The 22,368-nt window shown below is 63.2% G+C and carries 24 protein-coding genes; 16 read left to right on the top strand and 8 right to left on the bottom strand.

What is annotated here, in order from left to right; genetic code table 11:
* Window positions 1–18: 18 nt before the first annotated feature.
* The 5 genes from AB4Z00_RS23295 to AB4Z00_RS23315 form a co-directional block, all read right to left on the bottom strand.
* Window positions 19–138, bottom strand: coding sequence for a benenodin family lasso peptide (locus AB4Z00_RS23295; RefSeq protein ID WP_442047405.1), 120 nt, complete (start codon window positions 136–138; stop codon window positions 19–21).
* A 113-nt stretch (window positions 139–251) separates the two neighbouring features.
* Window positions 252–851 carry a GntR family transcriptional regulator gene (locus tag AB4Z00_RS23300; RefSeq protein WP_442047406.1) on the bottom strand — a complete coding sequence of 200 codons (600 nt, stop codon included), beginning with the start codon at window positions 849–851 and terminating at the stop codon, window positions 252–254.
* Window positions 851–1,720 carry a phytanoyl-CoA dioxygenase family protein gene (locus AB4Z00_RS23305; RefSeq protein ID WP_442047407.1) on the bottom strand — a complete coding sequence of 290 codons (870 nt, stop codon included), beginning with the start codon at window positions 1,718–1,720 and terminating at the stop codon, window positions 851–853. The genes AB4Z00_RS23300 and AB4Z00_RS23305 overlap by 1 nt, the downstream gene beginning before the upstream one ends.
* Window positions 1,707–2,324, bottom strand: a complete 618-nt coding sequence (locus tag AB4Z00_RS23310) for an acyl-homoserine-lactone synthase (protein ID WP_442047408.1) — start codon at window positions 2,322–2,324, stop codon at window positions 1,707–1,709. The genes AB4Z00_RS23305 and AB4Z00_RS23310 overlap by 14 nt, the downstream gene beginning before the upstream one ends.
* Window positions 2,325–2,395: 71 nt before the next feature.
* A complete protein-coding gene (locus AB4Z00_RS23315; protein ID WP_442047409.1) occupies window positions 2,396–3,148 on the bottom strand; it encodes an autoinducer binding domain-containing protein in 753 nt (250 codons plus the stop codon).
* 176 nt (window positions 3,149–3,324) lie between these two features.
* Here AB4Z00_RS23315 and AB4Z00_RS23320 point away from each other — a divergent pair, with 176 nt between their 5' ends.
* Window positions 3,325–3,660: a transcriptional regulator domain-containing protein gene (locus AB4Z00_RS23320; protein ID WP_442047410.1), complete on the top strand. Its 336-nt coding sequence runs from the start codon at window positions 3,325–3,327 to the stop codon at window positions 3,658–3,660.
* Between the two features lie 190 nt (window positions 3,661–3,850).
* Window positions 3,851–4,135: a DNA -binding domain-containing protein gene (locus tag AB4Z00_RS23325; RefSeq protein WP_442047411.1), complete on the top strand. Its 285-nt coding sequence runs from the start codon at window positions 3,851–3,853 to the stop codon at window positions 4,133–4,135.
* Window positions 4,136–4,391: 256 nt separating this feature from the next.
* Here AB4Z00_RS23325 and AB4Z00_RS23330 read toward each other — a convergent pair whose 3' ends face one another.
* Window positions 4,392–5,000, bottom strand: a complete 609-nt coding sequence (locus AB4Z00_RS23330; RefSeq protein WP_442047412.1) for an outer membrane protein — start codon at window positions 4,998–5,000, stop codon at window positions 4,392–4,394.
* 640 nt (window positions 5,001–5,640) lie between these two features.
* Between AB4Z00_RS23330 and AB4Z00_RS23335 the strand changes: the two genes are divergently transcribed.
* The 9 genes from AB4Z00_RS23335 to AB4Z00_RS23375 all read left to right on the top strand — a co-directional run bounded on the left by AB4Z00_RS23335 (window position 5,641) and on the right by AB4Z00_RS23375 (window position 14,294).
* A complete protein-coding gene (locus AB4Z00_RS23335) occupies window positions 5,641–5,823 on the top strand; it encodes a hypothetical protein (RefSeq protein WP_442047413.1) in 183 nt (60 codons plus the stop codon).
* A gap of 62 nt (window positions 5,824–5,885) precedes the next feature.
* On the top strand, window positions 5,886–6,137 hold the full coding sequence (locus AB4Z00_RS23340) for a hypothetical protein (protein ID WP_442047414.1): 252 nt from the start codon (window positions 5,886–5,888) through the stop codon (window positions 6,135–6,137).
* Window positions 6,138–6,790: 653 nt separating this feature from the next.
* A complete protein-coding gene (locus AB4Z00_RS23345) occupies window positions 6,791–6,961 on the top strand; it encodes a hypothetical protein (RefSeq protein WP_442047415.1) in 171 nt (56 codons plus the stop codon).
* Window positions 6,962–8,011: 1,050 nt separating this feature from the next.
* Window positions 8,012–9,055: an ArdC family protein gene (locus tag AB4Z00_RS23350; RefSeq protein WP_442047444.1), complete on the top strand. Its 1,044-nt coding sequence runs from the start codon at window positions 8,012–8,014 to the stop codon at window positions 9,053–9,055.
* The gene (locus AB4Z00_RS23355; protein WP_442047416.1) at window positions 9,052–9,456 is read left to right on the top strand and encodes a DUF2958 domain-containing protein; all 405 of its coding nucleotides are present in this window, start codon (window positions 9,052–9,054) and stop codon (window positions 9,454–9,456) included. The genes AB4Z00_RS23350 and AB4Z00_RS23355 overlap by 4 nt, the downstream gene beginning before the upstream one ends.
* Window positions 9,457–9,560: 104 nt before the next feature.
* Window positions 9,561–11,546: a ParB/RepB/Spo0J family partition protein gene (locus AB4Z00_RS23360; protein ID WP_442047417.1), complete on the top strand. Its 1,986-nt coding sequence runs from the start codon at window positions 9,561–9,563 to the stop codon at window positions 11,544–11,546.
* Window positions 11,547–11,794: 248 nt separating this feature from the next.
* Window positions 11,795–12,292: an NUDIX domain-containing protein gene (locus tag AB4Z00_RS23365; protein ID WP_442047418.1), complete on the top strand. Its 498-nt coding sequence runs from the start codon at window positions 11,795–11,797 to the stop codon at window positions 12,290–12,292.
* A 646-nt stretch (window positions 12,293–12,938) separates the two neighbouring features.
* The gene (locus tag AB4Z00_RS23370; RefSeq protein ID WP_404916565.1) at window positions 12,939–13,259 is read left to right on the top strand and encodes a DUF736 domain-containing protein; all 321 of its coding nucleotides are present in this window, start codon (window positions 12,939–12,941) and stop codon (window positions 13,257–13,259) included.
* A gap of 135 nt (window positions 13,260–13,394) precedes the next feature.
* Window positions 13,395–14,294 carry a HEPN domain-containing protein gene (locus tag AB4Z00_RS23375; protein WP_442047419.1) on the top strand — a complete coding sequence of 300 codons (900 nt, stop codon included), beginning with the start codon at window positions 13,395–13,397 and terminating at the stop codon, window positions 14,292–14,294.
* A 34-nt stretch (window positions 14,295–14,328) separates the two neighbouring features.
* Here AB4Z00_RS23375 and AB4Z00_RS23380 read toward each other — a convergent pair whose 3' ends face one another.
* Complete coding sequence (locus AB4Z00_RS23380; protein ID WP_442047420.1) at window positions 14,329–14,481, bottom strand: hypothetical protein; 153 nt, start codon at window positions 14,479–14,481, stop codon at window positions 14,329–14,331.
* A gap of 138 nt (window positions 14,482–14,619) precedes the next feature.
* Between AB4Z00_RS23380 and AB4Z00_RS23385 the strand changes: the two genes are divergently transcribed.
* The 4 genes from AB4Z00_RS23385 (at window position 14,620) to rlxS (ending at window position 18,223) form a co-directional block, all read left to right on the top strand.
* A complete protein-coding gene (locus tag AB4Z00_RS23385) occupies window positions 14,620–14,850 on the top strand; it encodes a helix-turn-helix domain-containing protein (RefSeq protein ID WP_442047421.1) in 231 nt (76 codons plus the stop codon).
* Between the two features lie 122 nt (window positions 14,851–14,972).
* Complete coding sequence (locus AB4Z00_RS23390) at window positions 14,973–15,431, top strand: S26 family signal peptidase (RefSeq protein WP_442047422.1); 459 nt, start codon at window positions 14,973–14,975, stop codon at window positions 15,429–15,431.
* Window positions 15,419–16,030 (top strand): lytic transglycosylase domain-containing protein, encoded by a 612-nt coding sequence (locus AB4Z00_RS23395; protein ID WP_442047423.1) that lies wholly within the window; start codon window positions 15,419–15,421, stop codon window positions 16,028–16,030. Before AB4Z00_RS23390 ends, AB4Z00_RS23395 begins: the two co-directional genes overlap by 13 nt.
* Window positions 16,031–16,261: 231 nt before the next feature.
* Entirely contained in the window at window positions 16,262–18,223 is a 1,962-nt protein-coding gene (rlxS, locus tag AB4Z00_RS23400; RefSeq protein WP_442047424.1) for a relaxase/mobilization nuclease RlxS, read from the top strand.
* Between the two features lie 65 nt (window positions 18,224–18,288).
* Here the strand turns inward: rlxS and treF are convergent, their stop codons facing one another.
* Window positions 18,289–19,857 carry an alpha,alpha-trehalase TreF gene (treF, locus tag AB4Z00_RS23405; RefSeq protein ID WP_442047425.1) on the bottom strand — a complete coding sequence of 523 codons (1,569 nt, stop codon included), beginning with the start codon at window positions 19,855–19,857 and terminating at the stop codon, window positions 18,289–18,291.
* 429 nt (window positions 19,858–20,286) lie between these two features.
* On the opposite strand from treF, the gene AB4Z00_RS23410 reads away from it, so the two are divergent.
* A complete protein-coding gene (locus tag AB4Z00_RS23410; RefSeq protein ID WP_442047426.1) occupies window positions 20,287–22,368 on the top strand; it encodes a conjugal transfer protein TraG in 2,082 nt (693 codons plus the stop codon).

Below are 22,368 nucleotides of genomic sequence, written 5' to 3' on the forward strand. Positions count from 1 at the left end.
GCCGCGCATCCTCATGGGTCAGTCGTCAGTGAGACCCGGCTGCTCGAGAGCCAGCACGAGATCGTTGCCCTGGCCGATCGGACCCTTGGTCTCCGCAGTGGCGGAGCCAAGGTCGATGACAGTGTCTTCGCGTTCCATTTCAGTCTCCTTCTTCAAGCGCCGCGATATTGCGGCTCAAACAAGGTGACTTCAATTTCCGGTTATAAAAAATTTATAGTTTCTCTATAGTTTGATTATATCTATCATAAATTTCAAACTGTATTGTAAACTAGCGAAACTAACGCGCGTGCGTTAGCTATTCTTTTGTGATGATAGGCTCTGATGACGCGGTTGAATGCTTTCCGGTCGTCATGTCTCGTGTCGTTAATTGACTTGAGTTCCTGCGCGGCGTCATCGAACAGCAGGCTTTCCGCTGCGCGGGCGCTCGCCAGCCGGTCATTGATCATGACGAGCTGGGCGAGAAGTTCCGGCCGCTGCGACGAGTCGGCGATAGCGATAAACAGATCGGCGGCGCTGTCGGCATAGGAGGCGCTGGGCCAGTGCATCGGCAGAGCCGGAACCCCGCTTCCCGAAACGGCATGGCCCAGGCGCAGCAGTTCGAAGTTCAGGCGGTAGAGGTCGATGAGGATCGTCTCCGTCATCACCGGCAGATGAAACCCTGTGTTGAGCCGGATTTCAACCAGCCGCTCGCCTGTCAGCCGCAGCAATGCTTCGCGTATCGGGGTGACGCCGGAGACGAGATCGTCTGCAAGTCTCGCCGGATCGAGCCGCTCGCCGGGAGCGATCGTTCCGGAAAGCAGCAGCCGCTTGAGGTCGTCGTAAGCCTGTGAGGAACGGGGACCGGCGTTCATCATCCGCTCCGCTGGCGCGCCGCATATGCGGCTGTAGCGCTCGCCTGTGCCGGAAGCAGCGCGTCAGCCGCGCCTCGGCCCGGCGCGGGGCCGTTACCGAGCAGGACCGATGGACACATTCCCTCGTGGTTACCGAGGTTCGGACGGTGCTGCCGGTAGCCCACCAGCGCGGCAAGCTCGGGGGAAAACCGCCGGGCAACCGCCGGTGGATAGGCAAGCCACTGATTTTCGTATGGTTTGAGCCAACCGAGAGAGTACCCCGCGATCATCCCGCGCCGGATGTCGCCGCTGGTGTTGGCGCCCGCGCCGTGAAGCGCCGAGCCCAGGAAAACCAGCGCATCGCCCGGTTCCATCTCGATCTGCAGCCCTTCGCTGTCCGGCGGATCTTCGCGCGCGGCCGGACCGTGACTACGCGGCCAGATCCAGGTGGCGCCGTTTTCGCGGGTAAAGGGCGTGAATGGCCATATGACGTTGACCAGGCATTCGGCAGCGCCCGGGCCGAGCCTCCACATGTCCTGGTCGCGATGCGGCATCTGCGTCAGCTCGCCAGGATGGATCGCTATCCCTTGCGTCAGGTTGAGCTGGATCGTGTCGCAGGCCGGAGCCAGGATGTGCTCTGCCGCCTGCAGGATCGCCTCGTGCCGTACAAACGCCTCGGCATGAGCCGAACGCAGCAGCAATCGCCCGAACCGCCTGGTGCGGTTGCCGTAGAAATGGCCGGCGCAGAAAGGCGCATTCTCGAAGGCGGGCGCAAGATCGCAGTCGATCGCTTTGACCTTTTCTGCCGGCATTGCCCCGGTCACCCGGCAGAAACCGTTCGAGAGAAGCTCTTTCGCGATCACGGAGGCCTGATGTTCAGTGGAAGACATCGTATGCCTCCCGCCCTGTGCACGGTGCAATGAGGCCGCAGCGCTGCAGCAGGGCCGGTGTGTCCTCGTCGATCTCGATGGCCATCGCGGATAATGTGCGCCTGCCTATTTCTCGCGGCACCCCGAGCGGGCGGCATCGCCAGCCGAACGACAGGACCTGGCGCATCCATGCAATTTCCGCGACGCCGGTGAAACGCTCGATGCCGCTGCGCAGCGCGAATGTAACAAGCGCGTGTATCAGCTCGTCGCGGTCACGCCGGCGCCGCGCCGCCGAAGACCCGCGATCGAGGCAGAAGCGGGTGATCTCCATGGTCGTGGGACCCCGCGGGATTTCCTCGTCACACAGCCCGGCGAACAGCGCCGACAGGATATGTGGTCCCGTGGTCGGCAGCAGACGGGCCGACGCCCGGTGGGCGCCGTCCTCGCCGCTGAGCACGACATAGGTGGCAGGTTCCATGTCGAACTCGTCGAGTTCGAAACGGCCGGCAATCACCGCAAGGTCCCAGTGCAGCAGATCGATGAACACGCGCTTGCGCGCTTCGAACATGCTGCGCAGGACCTTCAGTTCGGCGGCGCCGGGGGCATTGGGCAGGCAGTAGATCATTGCGAACCTCCAAAAAAGGGTTCGCAATCCTGCCTGCCGTCCGGCGCGGCCCGATAGGGACGGTTCCGTCCCTATCGGGCGCAGCGAACCTCATGATAGCTGATCGCTCCGACGCGACATGCGAGGAACACTGCCTGTGGCCTTTTCACCGCACCAAGCCGGGCACAGGCGCCGCTGATATGGCGCCGGACGCTGCCCTCCCTGATCCCGATGATCTGTCCGATTTCCCAATCGGTCTTGCCGGCCGCGACCCAGGCAAGGCATTCGCGCTGCCGCCGGGTCAGGGGCGCGCTTCGCATCTGCTTCATGAATTCTTTGTAGCCTATCAGCCGCCGCGCTGCCTTGAACGCATCGTCCGCGATCAGCCGCGCCAGGATGAGCCCGTCCTCATCGAGCTTGCGGCCCGGGATTGCGGCGAAGGAGCACGATGCCTGGATATCGCCCGGCATATGCGCCGGCACGGTGAAGCCTTCCCCGAGGCCGTGCCGCTTCGCGAGTTCCATGTGCCGCTGGTCGGTACGACTGAAATCTATGTACTGACCGGCTTCGCTCCACAGGAACGCCTCGTGGGTTCGACCCACCGCACGGTGGACAGGATCGCGGCCGCTAAGGTGGTTATCGTCGTAGAACTGCACCCAACTCGGCGGGTAATTGCACAATCGCAGCGTCAGCTTGGCTTCGCCCTGTTCGACGTGATGGCCAAGGGCGTAGTAATCACATCCTATCAACCTCGTGATCTCGGCGAGGGTAAAATCCAGATCATCAAGGTTTGCTGCGTTCTCGATCCGATTCCGGAAACTCCTATATGTTTTTATGAAGCCCATGCTTCGCCTCGGTTCGCCGCGGCGTCTCAAGCCGCCAGTCTGCGCCGAACCGTCCCTTGCCCGTTCTGGCGCATTCGGCTCCGGTCTTCGTTCCGGAAACGAAGCGCGATTGCAGATGACCGCTATCCTATAAGTTGCGGCTCCGACGGCAAGACACATTCTGTCATGAAATCGTCATGAATGGAGCTGCTGAATGCGGCACGTCAAACGTCCACGGCCCAGGCCATGATGCCCGCGACTGGCGCGATCCTCGTTCCTATCGCCTGCTTTCCGGTAACGATCGGGCGGCGCTTGCCTGGGAATGGCTGCGCCGCGATCAAGGTTACATCGACTGGTATGCGTGTGCCAGCGAGCTCACTCGCTCAGGATGGGACGGAGGCGCCGTTCGGGCGTGGGGGCTCCACTTTTGCCGAGGATCCCAAGCTTTCCGCCCCGGGCGCACAGCTTATCTGGTCGGCCGATATCGACCCCGGCACCATCGAGGTCGAGGCACTACCGGCCGGGCGGGATAGCGGCGACGCCATCGATCCCGCGACATTCGCCGAGTGGCTGGCGCTTGTTCGGTCCGAAGACGGCAAGGAGCATGTCGTCATCAGCGACGGGTTCCGCCGGATCAGGCTGGATGTCGCCGCTGGCTCGCTGGCAGCGGGACCGGTCCGCCTCCGCTACCGGCTGGAGGGCATCTCTGCGCTACGGCCACGCGTGCTCCCGCTTCGCAGGCTTCTGGCGCTGTGCGACAATCGGCGGTTCGCCGTCTCGCTTTTCCCGGGGGATCCGAAGATGGGGCGCTTCATCGACATGCTGAGAGTGCATGACGGGCTTATTGCCGGCGCCAGTCTCAGTGACCTGGCGGAGGTGCTCTACGGCACTGCGGTCGGCGATGCCAAAGCGCGCCGTTCCGATTCCCTGCGCTCACGCGTGCGTCGTCTTGTTCGCGAAGCACGCGCCATGGCGGCGGGTGGTTATCGCGATCTCATGCGCGGATAATCTCGTCGATATGCGTTCGCGCTTATGGCCGATGGGCCAGCAAGCTTTTGCTGCCCCCGCGGAGATAACCCGACAGGTAACCGACGGCGCTCCCCGCCGGAGCCGGTTCAAAAATATCAACATTCACTTTTAACAGGATACGGGCTGCGGCATGGGCGCATCGATTTTCAGCAGCCCTGGCAAATGCCGAAGCTGGACGATGAGATATGGACAAGTCCGTTCCGTCGCCCAGCTTCGAGCAGTCATTACACGGTGCTTAGAACCGGAAGCCGCTGGTCAGGGCGACCTGATGACGTGACAGGCCGATGGCGCTTTCCACGTCTTCGTACTGGTAGTTGCCATAGTCGCTGTAGCGATACTCGATACGTGCGAAGGTGGCAGGCGTGACTGCGACTTCCGCACCGGCGCCAACGCGAAAACCGTCGAGATTGTCATGCTCGCTGTATTTCTCGCCATCATAGCGGATGGTGAGGTCAGCGCGGGCATTGGTGTAGCCGCCCTTGGCATAAAGCAGAACGGTGGGCGTGACATTCACGCCGAGGCGGGCACCGACGTAAAGATCGCGGCCGGCCGAAAGCTTCCAGCGGTCATCGGCCAACACTAGATTGTCGTAGCTTTGTTTGGTCGTAGCGCCCGTAATCTCGCTTTCGATGCCTACGACCACAGGACCGGCATCATAGTCGTAGCCCAAGGTCGCACCATACAGAAAGCCGCCCTTGCTCTCGTCCAGATCATAATAGCTCAGGTTTGTGCTGTCATAGCCGACGATCACACCCGCCTTGATACCGGTTGCGGTGTTCTCTTCCTGCGCCAGGGCAGGCGCCGCGATCAGGGAGAGTGCAATTGCTGAGATATGTTTCTTCAATGTAGGTCCTCGATACGTGAATTCAGAGGTGATTAGGTGAGGATCCCTTATCGATGTCCGCTCAGCGTACAAGATTGACGGGCCGGCATATCTATTAAAATGGCTGTTAAGTTATATTAAGTAGGGGTGCTGCATTCCTTTGCATATTGATTTACCGCTGTCGGAATTGTGCCGCTGCATTTTAGAAATTTAATTTTGCGTGGCTTTTATCAATAGCCGAGGTGCTTGTGGTGCCGTCCAAGCTGAACATCCTCATCGATACGTTGCTCACTTATCGGCGCTCAAGGCGTCGCCGGCAGACGCCGAGGCGGCAATTTGAGCCCCTGCAATTGCTAATCCCAACCTGCCGGGCATCGGCGGCTTAGCCACGTCCCCAAACGCAGAATGGCAAGATCGGACATGGCGACTTGCAGTAGGCCCATGTCACCCTGGCTGGATGAAGGCGGACGCCTTCGCGCAGTGGTCCGGCAATGCGGGCTCGATGGAGTGGCGCTGAGCAACAGGCGTAGCCGTTCCGGTCGCTTTACGGCGGGCGAAACCACCGCGGAACGGGGCCTTTTGAACTTCGGAGCCAAATTCGGTTTGGAGGATTTAGACCTTGTCGCCGCGGGCAATCGCGGCAACGACAAAGGAGAGAACGATGAGTATCAAGGGCGAAGCGAAGGAAGCCGCAGGCTACATCAAGGAAGAGCTGAACGAGCACGACAAGTCTCCGGAAGGCCAGCGCAAGGCCCAGGAAGGCCGCGATCTGCGCAACGAAGGCCGCATCGAAGACGGCAAGGCGCCCAAGACGTCCGAACCGGGCACCGGAAAGCCCGAATAAGCCGAACAGGAGCCGGCGCACTTCGGTGCGCCGGCGCTTTCGTAGCCATCCAGAGGCTTTCAATGTTCACGCAGCTCAACCCCACAATCCCGCTCCACGTCGTAGGCAAGGGCGACGGTTACGCGATCGGAATGATCGACTACGGTCAGGAGCATAATCTCATCTGGGTCACCGCGCTTGATAGCTCGGGCGAGATCTGGTGCGCACCCAACGCAACGGTTCGTCTCGGGAAGAACTGGACCATGGGGCGCCAGGAAAATCCGCTCATTACCGAAGACAAGCAGGCCGAACGAAACCGGCAGACGGTTTGCTGAGGCAGCCTTCAATCTTTGCTGCGGAGCTTCCAGCGGGCGGCGCAGCGTCTGTTGCGACGGCTTATCCTCAAGCCATTGAGCGAAACGGCGACTTTGACGCTGAACTGTGCCAGCCAAGACCGCATCTGAGTCGGTCGGGTCGCGGCCATCCTTGTACGTTTCCCGGGTTCGCAGTCTAAGTTCGGCAGACGGCCGAATGTGGAACTGCTTGYGGTCGCGCTCTTCTCTGGCGAGACGGCAACACCCAGCTGTGCTGGATATTGGAAACCTGCAAGTTTGATGGCGTACGCACCCCGGGCCGATCTCAGGGCCGCTTCTCCTGCGAGGCGGCCTTTTCGTATCTACCTGCTAAACCAATCGGGTCGCTGGCGGGTGATGCGCGGGCGAGAATAGTGCGGCCCTTTTCGGCTAGCGCTCTGTTCGATCACTTCCAGTGGGTGCGCACGACCTTTTCCCGGCAAGCGTCTGCCGCATCCGCCGGAACATCGCCCATCCTCGCGAGATTGTTCCCTCGTGCCAAATGCGGGAGCAGAATCATAGCGTTTGAATGCGTAGCCTATCGCGATTCGAAAGGCGGGCTTCACAGCAGTCTGGAAAAGGCGACGCTGGAGGACCTGGCCGCCATGCTTGGCCGGGTTGGCGATGAGGGCGGCATGACCAGCGGCGTGGCGCGCATGATCTTCGACAAGCGTGCGGAGATTGAACGCGTCTTTGCCGAGCATGACGCGCTTGTAGCTTCTGCTTCCGGCTCTCTCACAGGAAGCGCCGGCTCCGGGGCGTCCGGAACCGGCGGCATTCGTGTCGTGAGCACAGATTTGCCCTGATCCTGTGATAGTGCGCATTCGGCGGCGGGGGAGGAGCTGGGCTGTCTTTGGCCAATCGGTTGGAGCGGGGCCTGAGGGCGGGTCTGATCGGGTGGAACCGCCCGGTTAATCGTAAGATGTGATCGCCCGGTAGGGCTGAGAACTTTATCCGACGTAATGGCTCGATTGTCCTGGCCCCGAGTCAGGCGTTCCGGCTCTAGCTATAGTCGGGTGATGAAGGCTGTCGGAAGCAAGACAGCGACAGCACGATTTCGTTATGGATGCGAACCACGGCGCCTCAAGCCTTCGGCCTGACCGCGCTCCATGCCGCGCGCGGGCGGGGTGATCGCCCATGATGCCCGCGCGCAGGCACCGAGCCCCTTGAGGGTCTCGGCCTGTCGGTTTCGATCGCTGGCGCGAAAAGGCGGAAGTGGTGGTCGGCGGGGCATGCCCCGCCTCGATGATGACGCGCGCAGGCTGCGCCCGCGCGCGGCATCATTTGTGAGCCTCTCCCGATCAAGTCGGGGTGTGGGCTCGACAACCGTCTGGGCCCGCCATCGGCCCCTGCAAGCCGCTCCTTCGTCGCGGCTCCTCCACATCCGTTCCGGCCTTTCAGGTGCAGGCGCCGCTTGATGCGGGCCCTGTCGGTCGTCCGGGCCGCCCACCCCCCGCCTTTTCGGGGGAGGCCCATGATGGGTTTTCGGGCGGTGCAGGAGGTGAGACATGCGCAGCAATCGCAAGGTCGCGCAATGCGCGGGGCCACAGGATCAGGTTCATCGCTTTGTCGGTTCAGACCGGTGCAGGGAAGGGGGCAGAGCCGATGCTCTCGGGCCCGAGGGCCGGACGCGAGGTAAGCCGGGGCGGGGAGGCCGGGGCGGTGTGGATAACCCTGCTCATAATCCGGTCCACAACCTTGCGGATAACGGTGGGGATAACGGTGGGGATAATGATGGGGATAATCCTGCGCGTAACTCCGGCGGCATTCCTTCATGTCCCGGACAGGTCGGGAGTTCGGCCTGTGACCTCGCAGAGGTCCGGGCGGGGCGTCAGGAAGGCCAGCGCGGGAATGAAATCCGTGGTGATGGCCGGAGCAGGCGCGGGAAGCAGGAGAAGCGGCTCTCGCTCTACGACGAGGTCACGGCGCGGATCATTGCCGAGCTGGAAGCGGGGCGCATTCCTTGGGTCCAGCCATGGAGCAGTGCGGCTTGCGGCGGGGCGGGGGGAAGTGGGGCTATCCCGTGCCTGCCGCGCAATGCCCTGACTTCGCGCAGTCACTCGGGGATCAATATCCTCCTGCTCTGGGCTTCGGCGCTTGCCTCCCGCTGGGAGCGTCCCGGCTGGCTGACGTTCCGGCAGGCCATCGCGGCGGGCGGCAACGTGCGCAAGGGCGAGCATGGCACACAGGTGGTCTATGCCGACCGGTTCACGCCGGAGACCGAGAAGGAACGGGCGCGGGAGAGCGGCGGCGAAGGGCGGTTGGTTGCTTTCCTCAAGCGCTTCACCGTTTTCAATGTTGCGCAGTGCGAGGGTTTGCCGGACGATATCATGCCGCAGCCGGTCGCCGTGCCCGAGCGCGAGATCGTGCCGGTGGCCGAGGCGCTCATTGCCGCGAGCGGCGTTGATTTCCGGATAGGAGGCGACAAGGCCTTCTATGCTCCCGGCGCCGACTTTGTGCAGGTTCCGCCGCAACAGGCCTTTCACGATCAGGTCAATTACTACCGCACCTGTCTCCATGAGCTGACCCATGCCACCGGCCACAAGTCCCGGCTGGGGCGGGATCTTACGAACGGCTTCGGGTCGAAGGACTATGCCCGCGAGGAACTCGTTGCGGAAATGGGTTCAGCCTTCCTCTGCGCCTCGCTTGGCATCGTTCCGACCGTGCGCCATGCCGATTACATCGGCGCATGGCTGGAAGTCCTTCGCGAGGATGCCCGCGCGATCTTCCGTGCCGCCTCGATGGCCAGCAAGGCCTCGGACTGGCTGCTGGCGCGCCATGCCGCAGCGGATGGCGAGGTTGCGGAGGATATCGTGGCAGGTCCCGGCTCCGTTTCGGAGGACAGGAATGCACGAACGAAGCCGGCTTCGCGAACCGATGCGGGGAGGGCGGTGTCATGACCCTGCTGTCTCCCGGCATCGGCGCGCTGCTCGCCGCGAACTTCGAGCACTGCGCGCGCAACCCCCGCTTCGATCCGTTTCCCCTGGTACGGCTGTTCAATCCCACGGGCCGCGCAGTCTGGCTGGTCAGCGAAATCTATCCCGACGACGATACCCTCTATGGGCTCGCGGACCTCGGTCTGGGCTGCGCTGAACTCGGCATATTCTCGCTGCGCGAGATCGAGGCCATCGACCTGCCGCTCGGCATGAAGATCGCCCGCGACCTCGTCTTCACCACCCGGCACCGCCTGTCGGTCTGGGCCGAGGCATCGCGCCTTGCAGGATCGATCCCCGATGCCGCCGAACTGTTGAGCCGTCTCGTTCGCGAGGACGCGTCGGCCATCCGCCTTCTGCCCCGCTGAGGGGCCGATGACGCGGGCAGGCGTTTTCCTGCCCATCTGAAAGCCGGTCCGTCCGACCATTCCACCTGAAGGACGGACCGGCACTCACATCAGGAGTGCTATCCATGAGACTCGAATTGATTGCCCTTGGCAACCTTGCCGTCAGCAAGTCCAACATGCGCCATGCCCGCAAGGCTCCCGACGTGTCGGACATCCTGCCCACTGTCCGGGCGCGCGGCGTCCTCCAGCCGGTCCTCGTGCGGCCCTGTGCACCGCCGGGAGAACCTCTCGCCGCCGGGGCCGCCGATCCGCAGGCGCATGCCCGCCGGGACGCGCAGCATTACGAGATCGTTGCCGGAAGCAGGCGCTTCCATGCCGCCTGCATCATCGCTGCCGAGCGGCAGGCGGCGTCAGCGCAAAGCGGTGAGCCCGATCCCGAAATCGTCCTGTTGCCCTGCGCGGTGCTCGACGATGCGGACGATGCCAGCGCCATCGAGGCCTCGCTGATCGAGAACATCGCCCGGCTCGATCCCGATGAGGTCTCGCGCTGGGCCTGTTTCACCCGGCTGGTGAAGGAAGGGCGCAGCATTGCCGAGATCGGCGCGACCTTCGGCCTGCCAGACCTCGCCGTGCGCCGCGCGCTTGCGCTCGGCAACCTGCTCCCGCGCATCCGCGAGATGTACCGCCAAGTGGAAATCGATGCCGCGACCATCCGGCATCTGACGCTGGCCTCCAAGAGCCAGCAGAAGAGCTGGCTCATGTTGGTGGACGATCCCGATGCTTATGCCCCGCGCGGGCATCAGCTGAAATCGTGGCTGATGGGGGGAGCCTCGATTTCGACCGGTCATGCGCTGTTCGATGTCGCGGCCAGCGGCCTTGCGACCGTGTCCGATTTGTTCGCGGAGGATGCCTATTTCGCGGAAAGCGAAGCCTTCTGGCCCTTGCAGAACGCCGCCATCGCGGAGCGCCGGGCGGCATTGATCGAGGCAGGCTGGGCCGATGCCGTCGTCGTTGCGCCGGACGAGCATTTCCACGCCTGGGAATACGAGAAGACCGCCAAGCGCAAGGGCGGGCGGGTCTATCTCGATGTGCGCGGGAACGGCGAAGTCGTCGTCCACGAGGGCTATCTCTCGCGCAAGGAAGCGGCCCGTCTCGCCAAGGGCGGGAACGCAGGACCGGAGGGCGAAGGCGAGGGCGTCAGCGGCGGCGGTACTGGCCCGATGCGCGCCGAACTCACCTCGCTCACCCAGACCTATGTCGACCTCCACCGCCATGCCGCCGTGCGGACCGAATTGCTCGGCAGTCCGGCTCTCGCCCTGCGGTTGATCGCTGCGCACGTGATCGCCGGGTCGGCGCTGTGGCGCGTACGGCCCGAGCGGCAAGCGGTGAAGAGCGATGCTGTCCGGCAAAGCCTTGATGAAAGCCGCGCCGAGGCGGTGTTCGACGCGCGGCGGCGCGAGGTTCTCGCCAGGCTGGGTCTGGACGCCGAAGATGCGACAGTCACCGCCAGCGGGTATGGTTACGGCGCACCAGGCCGGAATATCTGCGGCCTGCTCGCGCGTCTCGTACCGCTTCCCGATGCCGAAGTGCTCGATATCCTCGCTCTCGTGATGGGCGAGACCCTGGCCGCCGGTACTCCGGAAATCGAGGCGCTTGGCACCATGCTTGGCCTATCGATGGCCGACTGGTGGGAGGCGGACGATGCCTTCCTCGAGGGCTTGCGCGACCGCGAGGTGCTGCTCGCGATGGTCGCGGAAGTGGCGGGCGAACAGGTCGCCTCCGCGAACGCCCGCGAGACTGGCAAGACGCTCAAGGCGATCATCCGCGCGCATCTCGCAGGCGAAGGCGGCCGGACGAAACAGGAGGGCTGGGTGCCGCGCTGGATGGCCTTCCCGCCGACTGCCTATACCTCGCGTGGCGGCGTCGGCACGGTAGACGCCCATGCCCGGGCCATGGCCCAGATGAGCGAACCGGAAGAAGCAGCCGGGGAAACTGTTGCTGGCGAAAGCTTCAGTCCGGGCGATGATCCGGTGGGCGTGCCCATGCCCAGCCGAGTAGCTTGTGATGACAGCTCGGCTCCGGATCAGCTGAACGCCCGACGGGCCGCATAATCCGGCAAAAGCCCGGCAGGACCTTTAAGGGCCTGCCGGGCTTTGCGATTGCGGGGAGCCGGTTTGTTTGAGCGATTGCGAGCCGGTGGATCGGATCACTTGCAGCAGTCAGATGATGGTCAACTGCCCGGCGCGGAAGGGGGAGATTTTTCGCGCGCCCGCGCAGCTTGCGGCGCACGGGCGCGGATGGTCGGCCCGGGCTCATCTGCCGATTGCGCTGCACGCCCTCAAGTGACACGGACCAGGACATGGATGACGATGCGTTCCCTGGTGCAGTGACGGAGCGGCGTGCGGTGCGCGCCGTTCTGCTTACCCCGGATCAAAAAGTGCTGCTGATCCGGATCCAGCCGCCGGTTGACGCAGCGTTCTGGGTCATGCCGGGCGGCGGCATCGGGCCGGGCGAGGACCCTGTAGATGCCCTGCGGCGCGAACTGCGCGAGGAACTCGGTCTCGTGCGTTGCCAGCCCGGTCCGGTGGTCTGGCTGCGCCACCATACGTTCGACTGGGATGGCAGGCGGCTTTCCCAGCGCGAGGAGTACCGCATCGTGCCGGTCGGGCGGTTCGATGCCCGGATGCTGGATCCCCGCGAGGCGCGGTTCGTGACCGCACTCCGATGGTGGCCGCTGGGCGATCTCGCCCACGCTCCCGAGCGGCTGACGCCGCTCGCCGCCGCGGACATCGTGCGCGATTACCTGGCGAACGGCGCGCCCGATCCGCTGCCGCCCGAGGAAGTGCTGGCCGACTGAACGCCCGGTCTTCGCGGCGGAACCCCGTGCCCGAGGGCGCGGGAGAAGAACCTTCGGTCCACCGGACGGTGCGGGCAAACGCGTCTTCATCGTCCCGTCCGGCGGCGCATGAAGTAGCTGGACGAACCGCAATGCCCGAATCCGGGGCGGCAGGGCTCGAGTTGGCAACCGTCGGGACAAGGCGTCGCTGCGGTGGATCCAGCCTGCCTTAGACGTCTTGCGCGACATGCGGTCCGGGTAGGGCGGCAAGCTTGTCGTCGGACCTGGCGTGACAGGACGATTTCCATCTCGGTGCGGACAGAGAGTGAGCGTCAGTTCCGGCATCGAGGCTGCGGCCGTCGCGGCTGACATATCCAAGCGGACAAGTCCGTCTCCTGAGAAAAGCACATCACTGCGGAGCCATTTCCGGCTGGAGGGGCATCGACCTGGAACGGTCGCGGTCTTCCAAAACCATCGACCCGGTCCTTATTTCCCCGCCTGCCTTGCGGCAGGCTCCTCGCGGCCGCTTCGCTCCAAATAAGGCCTTGTCTTCCGGTCCTTCGCTGACGCTGCGGCCTGGCGGTTCGGATGCCCGCTGCGACCGTTCCCGAAGGTCTGCCCATCGCCCGGAAATGGCTCTGCGGCGAATGCTTCAAGGAGACGAAAGATGCCCGCAATCGGATATGTCACCCGCGACGGCCGCAGCTTCAAGGGCCAGCTGCGCACCCTCTCTATCCGCACCGAGATCGAGATCACCCCCAACGCCGCCAAGTCCGGCGACACCCAGCCCGATTACCGCGTCACCTGCGGCGGCGCCGAAGTCGGGGCAGGCTGGATCCGCCGCAGCGAAGCTTCCGGCAACGACTACGTTTCGCTGAGCCTTGCCGCTCCGGAATTCGGGCCCCGGCGGCTCTACGCCAACCTTGGCCGCGCCGCCGGCCGGGACGATGAAGACAGCTTCGCCATCATCTGGAACCCAGCGGACTGAAGGTCCCGCCCCCCGCGCCTCCGGGCGCGGGGTTTCGCGGCGTTCGGCGGCAAGACAAGCGCTCGCCCCGTCATCTGGAGACAGGGTCGACAGAACGGTTGTTCCTTGCCGAAACTAGTCTAGAATCAGCTGATTATGAAGACCGATCTCGACCATTTGCCGGAGCAGAAACGCGCCGATCTGAAGCGCGTGGTCGAGATCATCTTTGCCGAATTCGAGGACGTTCTGGCGCTCGCCACCCAGGGGTGGAAGCGCCAGGGTCGGATCATGAAAGTGATCCTATACGGCTCCTATGCGCGCGGCGACTGGGTGTCCGATCCGGTCGGCGGCTACTTCTCCGACTACGACATTCTCGTCGTCGTCAACGACAAGCGCCTCGCCGACGAGGCAGAATATTGGGGCAGGGCCAAGGATCACCTCAACCGCGAATACGATATCGCCAAACGGCTGTCCGCCCCGGTCGGTCTGGTCGTCCATTCGATGAAGGACGTGAACTTCCAGCTGTCGCGCGGGCGTCCCTTCTTTGTAGATGTCGTGCGCGAGGGCATCGTGCTCTACGAACTTGCCGCCGAACAGTTCGAAGCCCCCAAGCCGCTCGACACCGGCCTCGCGCATGTCGAGGCCGAGAATTACTATAGGCAGTGGTTTGAAAGCGGAAGCCGGTTCCTCGCTTTTGGTAAAATGGGTGCAGAAATGGGCTGGCATAATCAAGCTGCTTTTCAGCTGCATCAAGCGACCGAGCATTTCTATCACATGGTCATGCTTGTGCTAAAACTGTACTCTCCCAAATCTCACAACATCAATTTTCTGCGCAACCGCGCGGAGGACATTTCACGTGATCTGATCACCGTATGGCCGCGCGATACCAAGTTTGCCCGTCGGTGCTACGAGTTGCTGCAACAGGCCTATGTGAAAGGCCGCTATTCTCCCCATTACGTGATGCGCGATGTCGAGCTCGAGTGGCTTCTGGAGCGGGTCGAAGCGCTTCAGACCGAGGTTAAAGCGGTCGCCGAGCGCCGGCTTGGCGGCAAGTAGGGCGCTGATCACGAGATCACTTGTAGGACTGTGATCAAGCGTAGCCCGGTGGCAAGATGATGTGTCCGCTGAGGCGGTGATGCTCGCCAAACAAGATCCTTTTCGCCGCCGATTCAGCGCTCGGCTGAGCTTTCATGCGCGCGATCCGCTCTACGCAATGCCCGATCGACAGCACCAACAGCTTCACGCCTGCCGCGTGTTCCCGGATGGGGGTCGGAATCGGCTATAGCCATTTCCGACCCTGCCTGACCGCCGGGTTCTGCCTCAGATCGAATGTCCCTCGCGGGCGGCACGGTGCCGCCCCGCAAAAAGAGACAGGGACATCATGGAAAGATCTCACGAGATCGACAGGGCGCAGCGCGCGAAGAGCGGTTCGCCCTTCCTGAATACCGATCAGGCGGCCGCGTACCTCAAGATATCGAACCGCCTTTTGAGGCAGCTGCGCCGCAACGGTGGCGGTCCGATCTTCAGGTTCCACTGCCGGTTCGTCCAGTACCACATCGACGATCTCGATGCCTGGAGCGAGGCCAATTCTGGCACGGCGTTCCGGCGATGAACATGAACCGGACTTCTGTAACCGAGGCGCCCTTGCGCGCCTTCGGCGACGTACTCCGCAAGGCTCGACAGCGCCGCAATCGGAACCGGCGAATTCTAGTGTCAGCAGGCGCAGCCCTCAGCTTGGTCAGTATCACGCTGGCTTTTCCTGCGGACCCACGCCTTGTCTGGAATGCAAGTTCCAGCGCGCCGTTAGGCCTCTATCTCGTGGAGCCCGGAGGGCAATTCAGCCCCGGCGAAACCGTGATCGCGAGACTGCCCGGCTCCTGGCGCGGCTTCGCCGCTGCCCGGCGCTATCTGCCCAAACGGGTTCCGCTCGTGAAGCGTATCGCTGCTGGTCCGGGTCAGGAAATCTGCGCGCTCGGTCCGCGTCTCTTTGTGAACGGCAAACCGCTTGTCCAACGGCTGAAACGGGATGGGAACGGTCGACTCCTGCCATGGTGGGAAGGGTGCCGGCAGCTTCATGGCGATGAGTATTTCCTGCTCATGGCTGAGCACCCCAAATCGTTCGATGGCCGCTATTTCGGGGTGACGAGGGCGTCGGATATCATCGGTCCTGCGAGGCTGATATGGGCCCGCTGAAGCACATGATCGGTGCGGGGGCGGCCCTTGTCGCGCTGCTCGCCGCCGTTCCGCTCCAGGCGGACGAAGTGGAGCGATGGCGGCCTCAGATTTCAGAGGCCTCTTATCGCTTCGGTGTGCCCGCCAGCTGGATCGAGCGGGTGATGCGCGCGGAAAGCCGGGGCAGAACCCGGCTTTCCGGCCGCCCGATCCGGAGTCCGAAAGGTGCGATCGGCCTCATGCAGCTTATGCCGGGGACATGGGCAGAAATGCGCGATCGGCTTGCGCTCGGCAGCGATCCGGACAATCCGCGCGACAACATTCTGGCGGGCACCTTTTACCTGCGCCTCCTGTACGACCGTTTTGGTTATCCAGGCCTTTTCGCGGCCTATAACGCCGGTCCGAGGCGCTATGAACAGTACCTCGCCGGGCGACCACTTCCCCGCGAAACGGTAGCCTATCTTGCGGAAATAACCGGTCCCAGGATTGAACCGTTAGAACGAAAACCCGCTCAGATTTCTGCAGATGGATTGGCCTTCGAGCAGCTTCGGGAAATGCGAGAGGCTGTCGAAGACACCGGAATTGACCCGCTCTTTGCCATCCGGCGGGATGTGCCCTGAGTGCGTAACGCGTGGTGTTGCTGGTGCGGAAGCAAGAAGCGAGAGGGGCTGTGTTGTGTTTGCAGCTCCCGTTTTTCAGGGTCGCGCGGAATTCGGCAGGTCGGGGGGCGGAGTGCAAGATAGAAGCAATGCCTCTCGGCACTGCTTTTCTCGTGTCTGCACATCACCTTAGACGGAGGCATGCGCCTCCCCCATAGCGTGTTCGGAGCATTCCGGTTCGGAGGCGTTGAAATGGCGAAAGACGACGATTTCGAGCCCAGGCTCGGCCGGCAGCGCGGTACCGGCGGGAAGGCGCCTGATCGCTATGCCACGCGTGTCGCACAGGCTGCCGGCGTGCTCGGAAAGGGCCGGGGATCGAGGTCGCGGGGTTTCGATGGAAGCAGGATCGGTCGCGGCGCAGCGACAGGACGGCTGTTGTCGGCACGTGACAGGCTAGGTGGCAATCGGTCGCGGCGCGTCGTGGTCAAGACCCGGCTCGGGGCGCTGCGCGGCAAGGGGCTTGGAGCGGCCCGGGCCCACCTTCATTACATACAGCGGGATGGGGTGACCCGGGAAGGGAAACCCGGAGAGCTTTATGGTCCCGAAAACGAGCGTGTCGACGGGAAGGATTTTCTCGAGCGCAGCAGGGGGGATCGGCATCAATTCCGCTTCATCGTTTCGGCCGAAGACGGTGACCGGTTCGAGGACCTCAAACCGGTCATTCGGCGCCTGATGGAGCAGGTCGGCGATGACCTCGGTACGAAGCTGGACTGGGTTGCCGTCGATCACTTCAATACCGGCCATCCCCATACCCACGTCGTGCTGCGCGGCATCGACGATCAGGCGCGCGATCTTGTGATCGCCAGGGAGTATATTGCCCACGGATTTCGCGAGCGCGCTGCCGAGATCGTTTCGCTTGAACTTGGTCCCCGTAGCGAACACGAAATCCAAACGCGGCTTCGCATGGAAGTCGAGCAGGAACGGCTCACCAGTCTTGATCGCCGACTGATCAGCCGGATGAACGAGGAGCATGTCCTCGCGCCGAGTGCTGCCGACCCAGTGTTTCATTCTCTGGAAGTCGGGCGTCTTCGCACCCTGCAGCGCATGGGGCTGGCGGATGATCGGGGGAGCGGCCGATGGCAGCTTGGCGAGGACATCGAGGCAACTCTCCGAACTATGGCTGAGCGCGGGGACATCATCCGCCAGATGCAGCGCGAAATGTCCCGCGCCCGGCTTGATCGCCCCGAGCAGAGCATTTTCCTGCCGGAGAATGGACCGCTTGTGGGAAGGGTCGTGACCCGTGGCCTATCCGACGAACACCGCGACCGTCATTTTCTGGTGATCGACGGCGTCGACGGCCGAGCGCATTATGTGGATATCGGCGCTGCATCCGCTGTCGATCCGGTACCCGCGAAGGCAACGGTCCGCATCGTTCCTCGTCTGCCTGCAGTAAGGGCGATCGATCAAACGGTGCTGGAAGTGGCGCAGGCGAATGCCGGGCGCTATTCCGCAGATTTGCACAGGCGGCATGATCCCCGCGTCAGTGATGCGTTCGCCGAGACCCATGTGAGGCGTCTCGAGGCCATGCGGCGGGCGCGCGTTGATATCGAGCGCGAGGCTGACGGCACCTGGCGCATTTCACCGGAGCATTTGCAGCAGGTGAAGCGCTTCGAGCACCGGCTCGTTCAGGATCGTCCTGTCGACGTCGAAGTACTCTCGGCTCTACCTGTCGACAAGCTGATCGGCGTCGAAGGTGCCAGCTGGGTCGATCGCGAATTGGCATCGCCATCCGGGCTCAACGTCCGGGACGGCGGATTTGGCGGCGAAGTGCGTGCTGCCGTGACGGCGCGCCGGCAATGGCTGGTCGAACAGCGATTGGCCGACGGGGACGGAGAAAGCTTCGCGCTGAGGCAGAACGCCTTGGCGTCCCTTCAACGACGGGAGCTGCTGCGGATCGCGGCGGGGCTTTCGGATGAGCTGGGCAAGGGATTTGCAGAGACACGCCGCGGGGATTGGATCGAGGGCAGCGTGGCGCGGCGGGTCGGGGGGATCTCCGGCTCATATGCCCTGATCGAGAAGAGCCATGAATTTACGCTTGTCCCCTGGAGACCGGTGCTGGAGAAACAGCTCGGTCAGCAGGCGGTCGGCATCATGCGCGAGAGCGGCATAAGTTGGCAATTCGGGAGGGGCCGGGCAGGGCCGGAGATATCCTAGAGCCTGTTCGGGCAGGCAGAACGGGAAAAGGAAGACCGGCGAACGCGGCTGCAGTACTTAGCCCCTCAGCGCGGGTCGAGCTCCGGCATCCGCTCCAGGATGGCACTGGTCACGCCGTTGGTCCATCCGAAGCCGTCTTGCAGGGGATATTCGCCGCCGCCGCCGGCCCGTCTTTCCTCGACATCGTATTTTTCCAGCATCTTGCCGTTCTCGCGGTAGGTCACATCCACTGTCTGGATCCAGCGTTTGGCAATATCGTGCGCCAGATCCTTCTGGTCGTAGCGTTCGAGGCCGTCGATAGCGACCCACTGGAGCGGAGCCCAGCCGTTCGGCGCATCCCACTGCTGGCCCGTCCGCAGCCTTGTGGTGCGCAGGCCGCCCGGTGCAATCAGCTCGACCCGCGTCGTGTCGGCAACCGCTTTGCCTTGAGCGGAAGATGCCATGCCGACGAACAGCGGGAAGAGAGTTGCGCTGGAGACCACCCACGTGAGCTTGCGGTCCATCAGCGACCAATCGGCGTAGCGTCTCTCTCTGCTGACCCAGAGGTGGCGGTCGACGGACGCCTTTCGCTGGTCTGCCCGCCGGGTGAATTCGATCCGGCAACGCGTATCCGCGACCTGACGGCAGCCATCGGCGATACGGGTTTCCATGACCCAAAGCAGCGCGTTGAGGTCGACCGGGACTATCATGGTCGTCCGAATCGTCGACAGGTCCTGCGGATCGGCCAGAAAAAGTGAACTGAAATCCCACCCGCTTTCCGCACCTGCGCGCAGGTCACGATAGATCGTCTCAGCCGGGCGAGCGGTAGCCTGGGCGGCTGTGTCACGGTCTTCGGCGAAAGACTCTTCCCTCGGCGTATCACGATCGTCCCAGTAGCGGTTCAGCAAACTACCGTCCGGCATCGGCACGACGCGTTCGCAGGGCTGTTTCGTTTCGCGTACGCAGGTCTCGCCGGCCATCCAGTAGGCATGTTCACGGCGCAGCGCGGCAAGGCGGCGCGCACGGATCGCCGGATCCTTTTGTTCGGACAGGTCGAGCATGAGAGCGAAAAAGGGCGGCTGCGAGCGGCTTAGATAATAGGTTCGCGTGCCATTCGGAATGTGGCCGAAGCGCTCAACGATGTCGGTGAAATTCTCGAGCATGCTCTCGAGAAGATCGGCGCGGCCGTCCGCCTTCAGACCGAGCATGGTAAAGTAGGAATCCCAATAGTAGGATTCCCGAAAGCGTCCGCCGGGTACCACATAAGGGTGTGAAACGCGGATCAACGAGGAATTCTCGATCCGTGTGGACGTTGCATCATCGCGCATCAGTTGCGGCCACAGTCCTCTGACATGCACACGAAGCGACGCGTTCGCCTTGTCGTTCACGCCGGGGACGGTGAAATGCCCCAGAACGAAACGCCGCAGCTCGGCTTTGGTCTTCGGCGCCTCGGTAGCGAACAGTCGCATGATCTCCGCCGGCGCCGTCCGGGGCGCCGCGTCGACGAAGGTCTTGCCGTCGCCGAAGATCCGCTGCTCCTGGACCGCGGTGAACAGGTCGCCATATTGATCGGCGGGGGTGGGCGGGCCGCCGTTCGCACACAAGGAAAGGACCAGGAACGCAGCGCAGAGACGGCGAACGGGCGAGGGTATCATGACTGCTCCCTTCGGCATTGCTGGGTTGCAAACCTCTGTCTTATTTATTGATATGTCACGCGGTGGGAAACGCCCGGCGGCCCTTGAGGTGCCTGCCGTGTCGATGCGTTCATCACCTGGGGGACAGGAAAGATCGAAACCCAGGGCGGAATTGCTCGAACGACCTTGGTGACCAGTCGTTGTTCGCGATCATTTTCATCCAGCCCTTCGCAGCCTCGGCGCCGATCGCTGCCCGAATATCTCGCTGGTGGATGCCGTGAATGGGTGGGAATCGATTCGCATCATTCCCGCGCCTTGAAGACGAAAAGCGAACCTGAGTTGCCGCAAAAACGTACCTGGGTGCCTCAGACAGGCTCTGTCCGCAGATTTGAAATTTCGGGATTGTAAGCACAGCTCCTGCGGCCATCGCCGCGAAGGGCGGAGGCTTTCATGACCCCAACCAAACTTCTCGTCAGCCAGATGCTGGTGGTGTTCGGTATTGTCCTGTTCGGCGTTTGGTCCGCGACCCAATGGGCGGCGGCTGAGCTCTCCTACCAGCCTGAACTTGGCCAGCCGTGGTTTCACCTTGGAAGCTGGCGGGTCTACGAACCTTGGGCGCTGTTCATCTGGTGGTTCCAGTTCGATGCCTACGCTCCTGTCGTCTTCGATGAAGCCGGGAGTATGGCCGCCTCGAGCGGGCTGGTCGGTTGCGGCGCCGCGATCTTCGGATCGGTCTGGCGCGCCCGACAGCAGCGCAATGTCACCACTTATGGTTCGGCCCGCTGGGCCGACCGGATCGATCTTCGCAAAGGGGGGCTCCTTGCCGGACACGGTGTATTCCTTGGCCGGGTCGGCGGAGACTATCTGCGGCACGATGGTCCGGAGCACGTCATGGCTTTTGCGCCGACCCGCTCGGGCAAAGGTGTTGGCCTTGTGGTGCCGACGCTGCTCAGTTGGCTTGGCTCGGCCGTAATACACGACATCAAGGGAGAGAACTGGAATTTGACCGCCGGCTGGCGCTCCCGCTTTTCGCACTGCCTGCTGTTCAATCCGACCGACCCGCTCTCCGCCTGCTACAATCCGCTCCTGGAAGTGCGCCGCGGCGAGCATGAGGTGCGCGATGTCCAGAACATTGCCGACATCCTGGTCGATCCCGAAGGAGCCCTGGAGCGCCGCAACCACTGGGAAAAGACCAGCCATGCGCTGCTCGTCGGCGCGATCCTTCACGTGCTCTACGCGGAAGAGGACAAGACGCTGTCCGGTGTCGCAAAGTTCCTGTCCGATCCGGGCCGAGACTTCGAGAAGACGCTGCATGCGATGATGTCGGTCAATCACATCGGCACGCCGGAATGCCCCATGGTCCACCCTGTGGTCGCCTCGGCCGCGCGGGAGGTCCTTAACAAGTCGGTCAATGAGCGCTCCGGCGTGCTCTCGACCGCCATGTCGTTTCTCGGGCTTTACCGTGACCCCACCGTCTCCGCCGTTACGGCGGTTTCCGACTGGCGCATTGCCGATCTGGTCGAGGGCAAGCATCCCGCTTCGCTTTACCTGGTCGTTCCACCTTCGGACATCAGCCGGACCAAGCCGCTGATCCGACTCATTCTCAATCAGATCGGTCGGCGGTTGACCGAGGAGCTTTACGATCACGGCGCCGGAGGAAACGGCGGTTCGCGGCGGCACAAGCTACTCATGATGCTCGATGAGTTTCCGGCGCTTGGGCGGCTCGACTTCTTCGAGACCAGCCTAGCCTTCCTTGCAGGCTATGGAGTGCGGGCCTTTCTCATCGCCCAGAGTCTGAACCAGATCGAGAAGGCCTACGGCGAACACAATTCGATCCTGGATAATTGTCATATCCGCGTGGCCTTCGCGACGAACGATGAGCGGACCGCCAAGCGGCTGTCCGACGCTCTCGGCACTGCGACCGAACAACGCTCGATGCGCAATTACGCAGGCCACCGCCTGGCTCCCTGGCTATCCCATGTCATGGTCAGCCGCCAGGAGACGGCCCGGCCGCTGCTTACGCCCGGTGAAGTCATGCAGCTGCCTGCGAGTGACGAACTGGTGCTTGCCTCCGGCATGCCCCCGGTTCGCGCGGCCAAGCTTCGCTATTTCGAGGAGGCGGTGTTCTCCGAGCGCATGCTGCCGGCGCCGCAGCTTTCGAAGGGCGCCTATCACGACGCGCCTCCCCCGCGGCCCGACGACTGGCAGGACCGGGTCAGGGACAGCGACTTACGCTTGGCATCGATGATCGCCGGACCGGCACCGGAGCTGCCGCGCACGCCCGGCAAGGGAGAGAAGCAGCAGTCCGACGATACCGGCGGTGCCCGAGCGCACGCCCAGCAACTCGAACTGAACATTCCCCTCACCGGGCCGGCGGCGCAGGTCCGTATCGATGAGCTCGGGTTCGAAGCGGAAGCCGAAGATCCGGCTGTGGACAGGCGCGCTATGGAACTCTCGCAGCAAAAGCTCGCACGCGCGGCCTACGCGATGGGCTCGCCCGAGCATCCCGACCAGATCCAGTTGGAGGTTTGA

It is taken from the genome of Novosphingobium sp. YAF33 (assembly GCF_052113265.1).
GTDB lineage: Bacteria > Pseudomonadota > Alphaproteobacteria > Sphingomonadales > Sphingomonadaceae > Novosphingobium.

Excerpts from the sequence above, each read along its gene's own strand:
- AB4Z00_RS23335 (WP_442047413.1), top strand. The coding sequence starts at position 5,641 with ATGAGTATCAAGGGCGAAGCGAAGGAAGCCGCAGGCTACATCAAGGAA.
- AB4Z00_RS23320 (WP_442047410.1), top strand. The coding sequence starts at position 3,325 with ATGAATGGAGCTGCTGAATGCGGCACGTCAAACGTCCACGGCCCAGGC.
- AB4Z00_RS23305 (WP_442047407.1), bottom strand. The coding sequence starts at position 1,720 with ATGTCTTCCACTGAACATCAGGCCTCCGTGATCGCGAAAGAGCTTCTC.
- AB4Z00_RS23295 (WP_442047405.1), bottom strand. The coding sequence starts at position 138 with ATGGAACGCGAAGACACTGTCATCGACCTTGGCTCCGCCACTGCGGAG.
- AB4Z00_RS23385 (WP_442047421.1), top strand. The coding sequence starts at position 14,620 with ATGGAAAGATCTCACGAGATCGACAGGGCGCAGCGCGCGAAGAGCGGT.
- AB4Z00_RS23355 (WP_442047416.1), top strand. The coding sequence starts at position 9,052 with ATGACCCTGCTGTCTCCCGGCATCGGCGCGCTGCTCGCCGCGAACTTC.
- AB4Z00_RS23395 (WP_442047423.1), top strand. The coding sequence starts at position 15,419 with ATGGGCCCGCTGAAGCACATGATCGGTGCGGGGGCGGCCCTTGTCGCG.
- AB4Z00_RS23410 (WP_442047426.1), top strand. The coding sequence starts at position 20,287 with ATGACCCCAACCAAACTTCTCGTCAGCCAGATGCTGGTGGTGTTCGGT.
- AB4Z00_RS23365 (WP_442047418.1), top strand. The coding sequence starts at position 11,795 with ATGGATGACGATGCGTTCCCTGGTGCAGTGACGGAGCGGCGTGCGGTG.
- AB4Z00_RS23310 (WP_442047408.1), bottom strand. The coding sequence starts at position 2,324 with ATGATCTACTGCCTGCCCAATGCCCCCGGCGCCGCCGAACTGAAGGTC.
- AB4Z00_RS23300 (WP_442047406.1), bottom strand. The coding sequence starts at position 851 with ATGAACGCCGGTCCCCGTTCCTCACAGGCTTACGACGACCTCAAGCGG.
- AB4Z00_RS23360 (WP_442047417.1), top strand. The coding sequence starts at position 9,561 with ATGAGACTCGAATTGATTGCCCTTGGCAACCTTGCCGTCAGCAAGTCC.
- AB4Z00_RS23315 (WP_442047409.1), bottom strand. The coding sequence starts at position 3,148 with ATGGGCTTCATAAAAACATATAGGAGTTTCCGGAATCGGATCGAGAAC.
- treF (WP_442047425.1), bottom strand. The coding sequence starts at position 19,857 with ATGATACCCTCGCCCGTTCGCCGTCTCTGCGCTGCGTTCCTGGTCCTT.
- AB4Z00_RS23345 (WP_442047415.1), top strand. The coding sequence starts at position 6,791 with ATGACCAGCGGCGTGGCGCGCATGATCTTCGACAAGCGTGCGGAGATT.
- AB4Z00_RS23375 (WP_442047419.1), top strand. The coding sequence starts at position 13,395 with ATGAAGACCGATCTCGACCATTTGCCGGAGCAGAAACGCGCCGATCTG.
- AB4Z00_RS23370 (WP_404916565.1), top strand. The coding sequence starts at position 12,939 with ATGCCCGCAATCGGATATGTCACCCGCGACGGCCGCAGCTTCAAGGGC.
- AB4Z00_RS23340 (WP_442047414.1), top strand. The coding sequence starts at position 5,886 with ATGTTCACGCAGCTCAACCCCACAATCCCGCTCCACGTCGTAGGCAAG.
- rlxS (WP_442047424.1), top strand. The coding sequence starts at position 16,262 with ATGGCGAAAGACGACGATTTCGAGCCCAGGCTCGGCCGGCAGCGCGGT.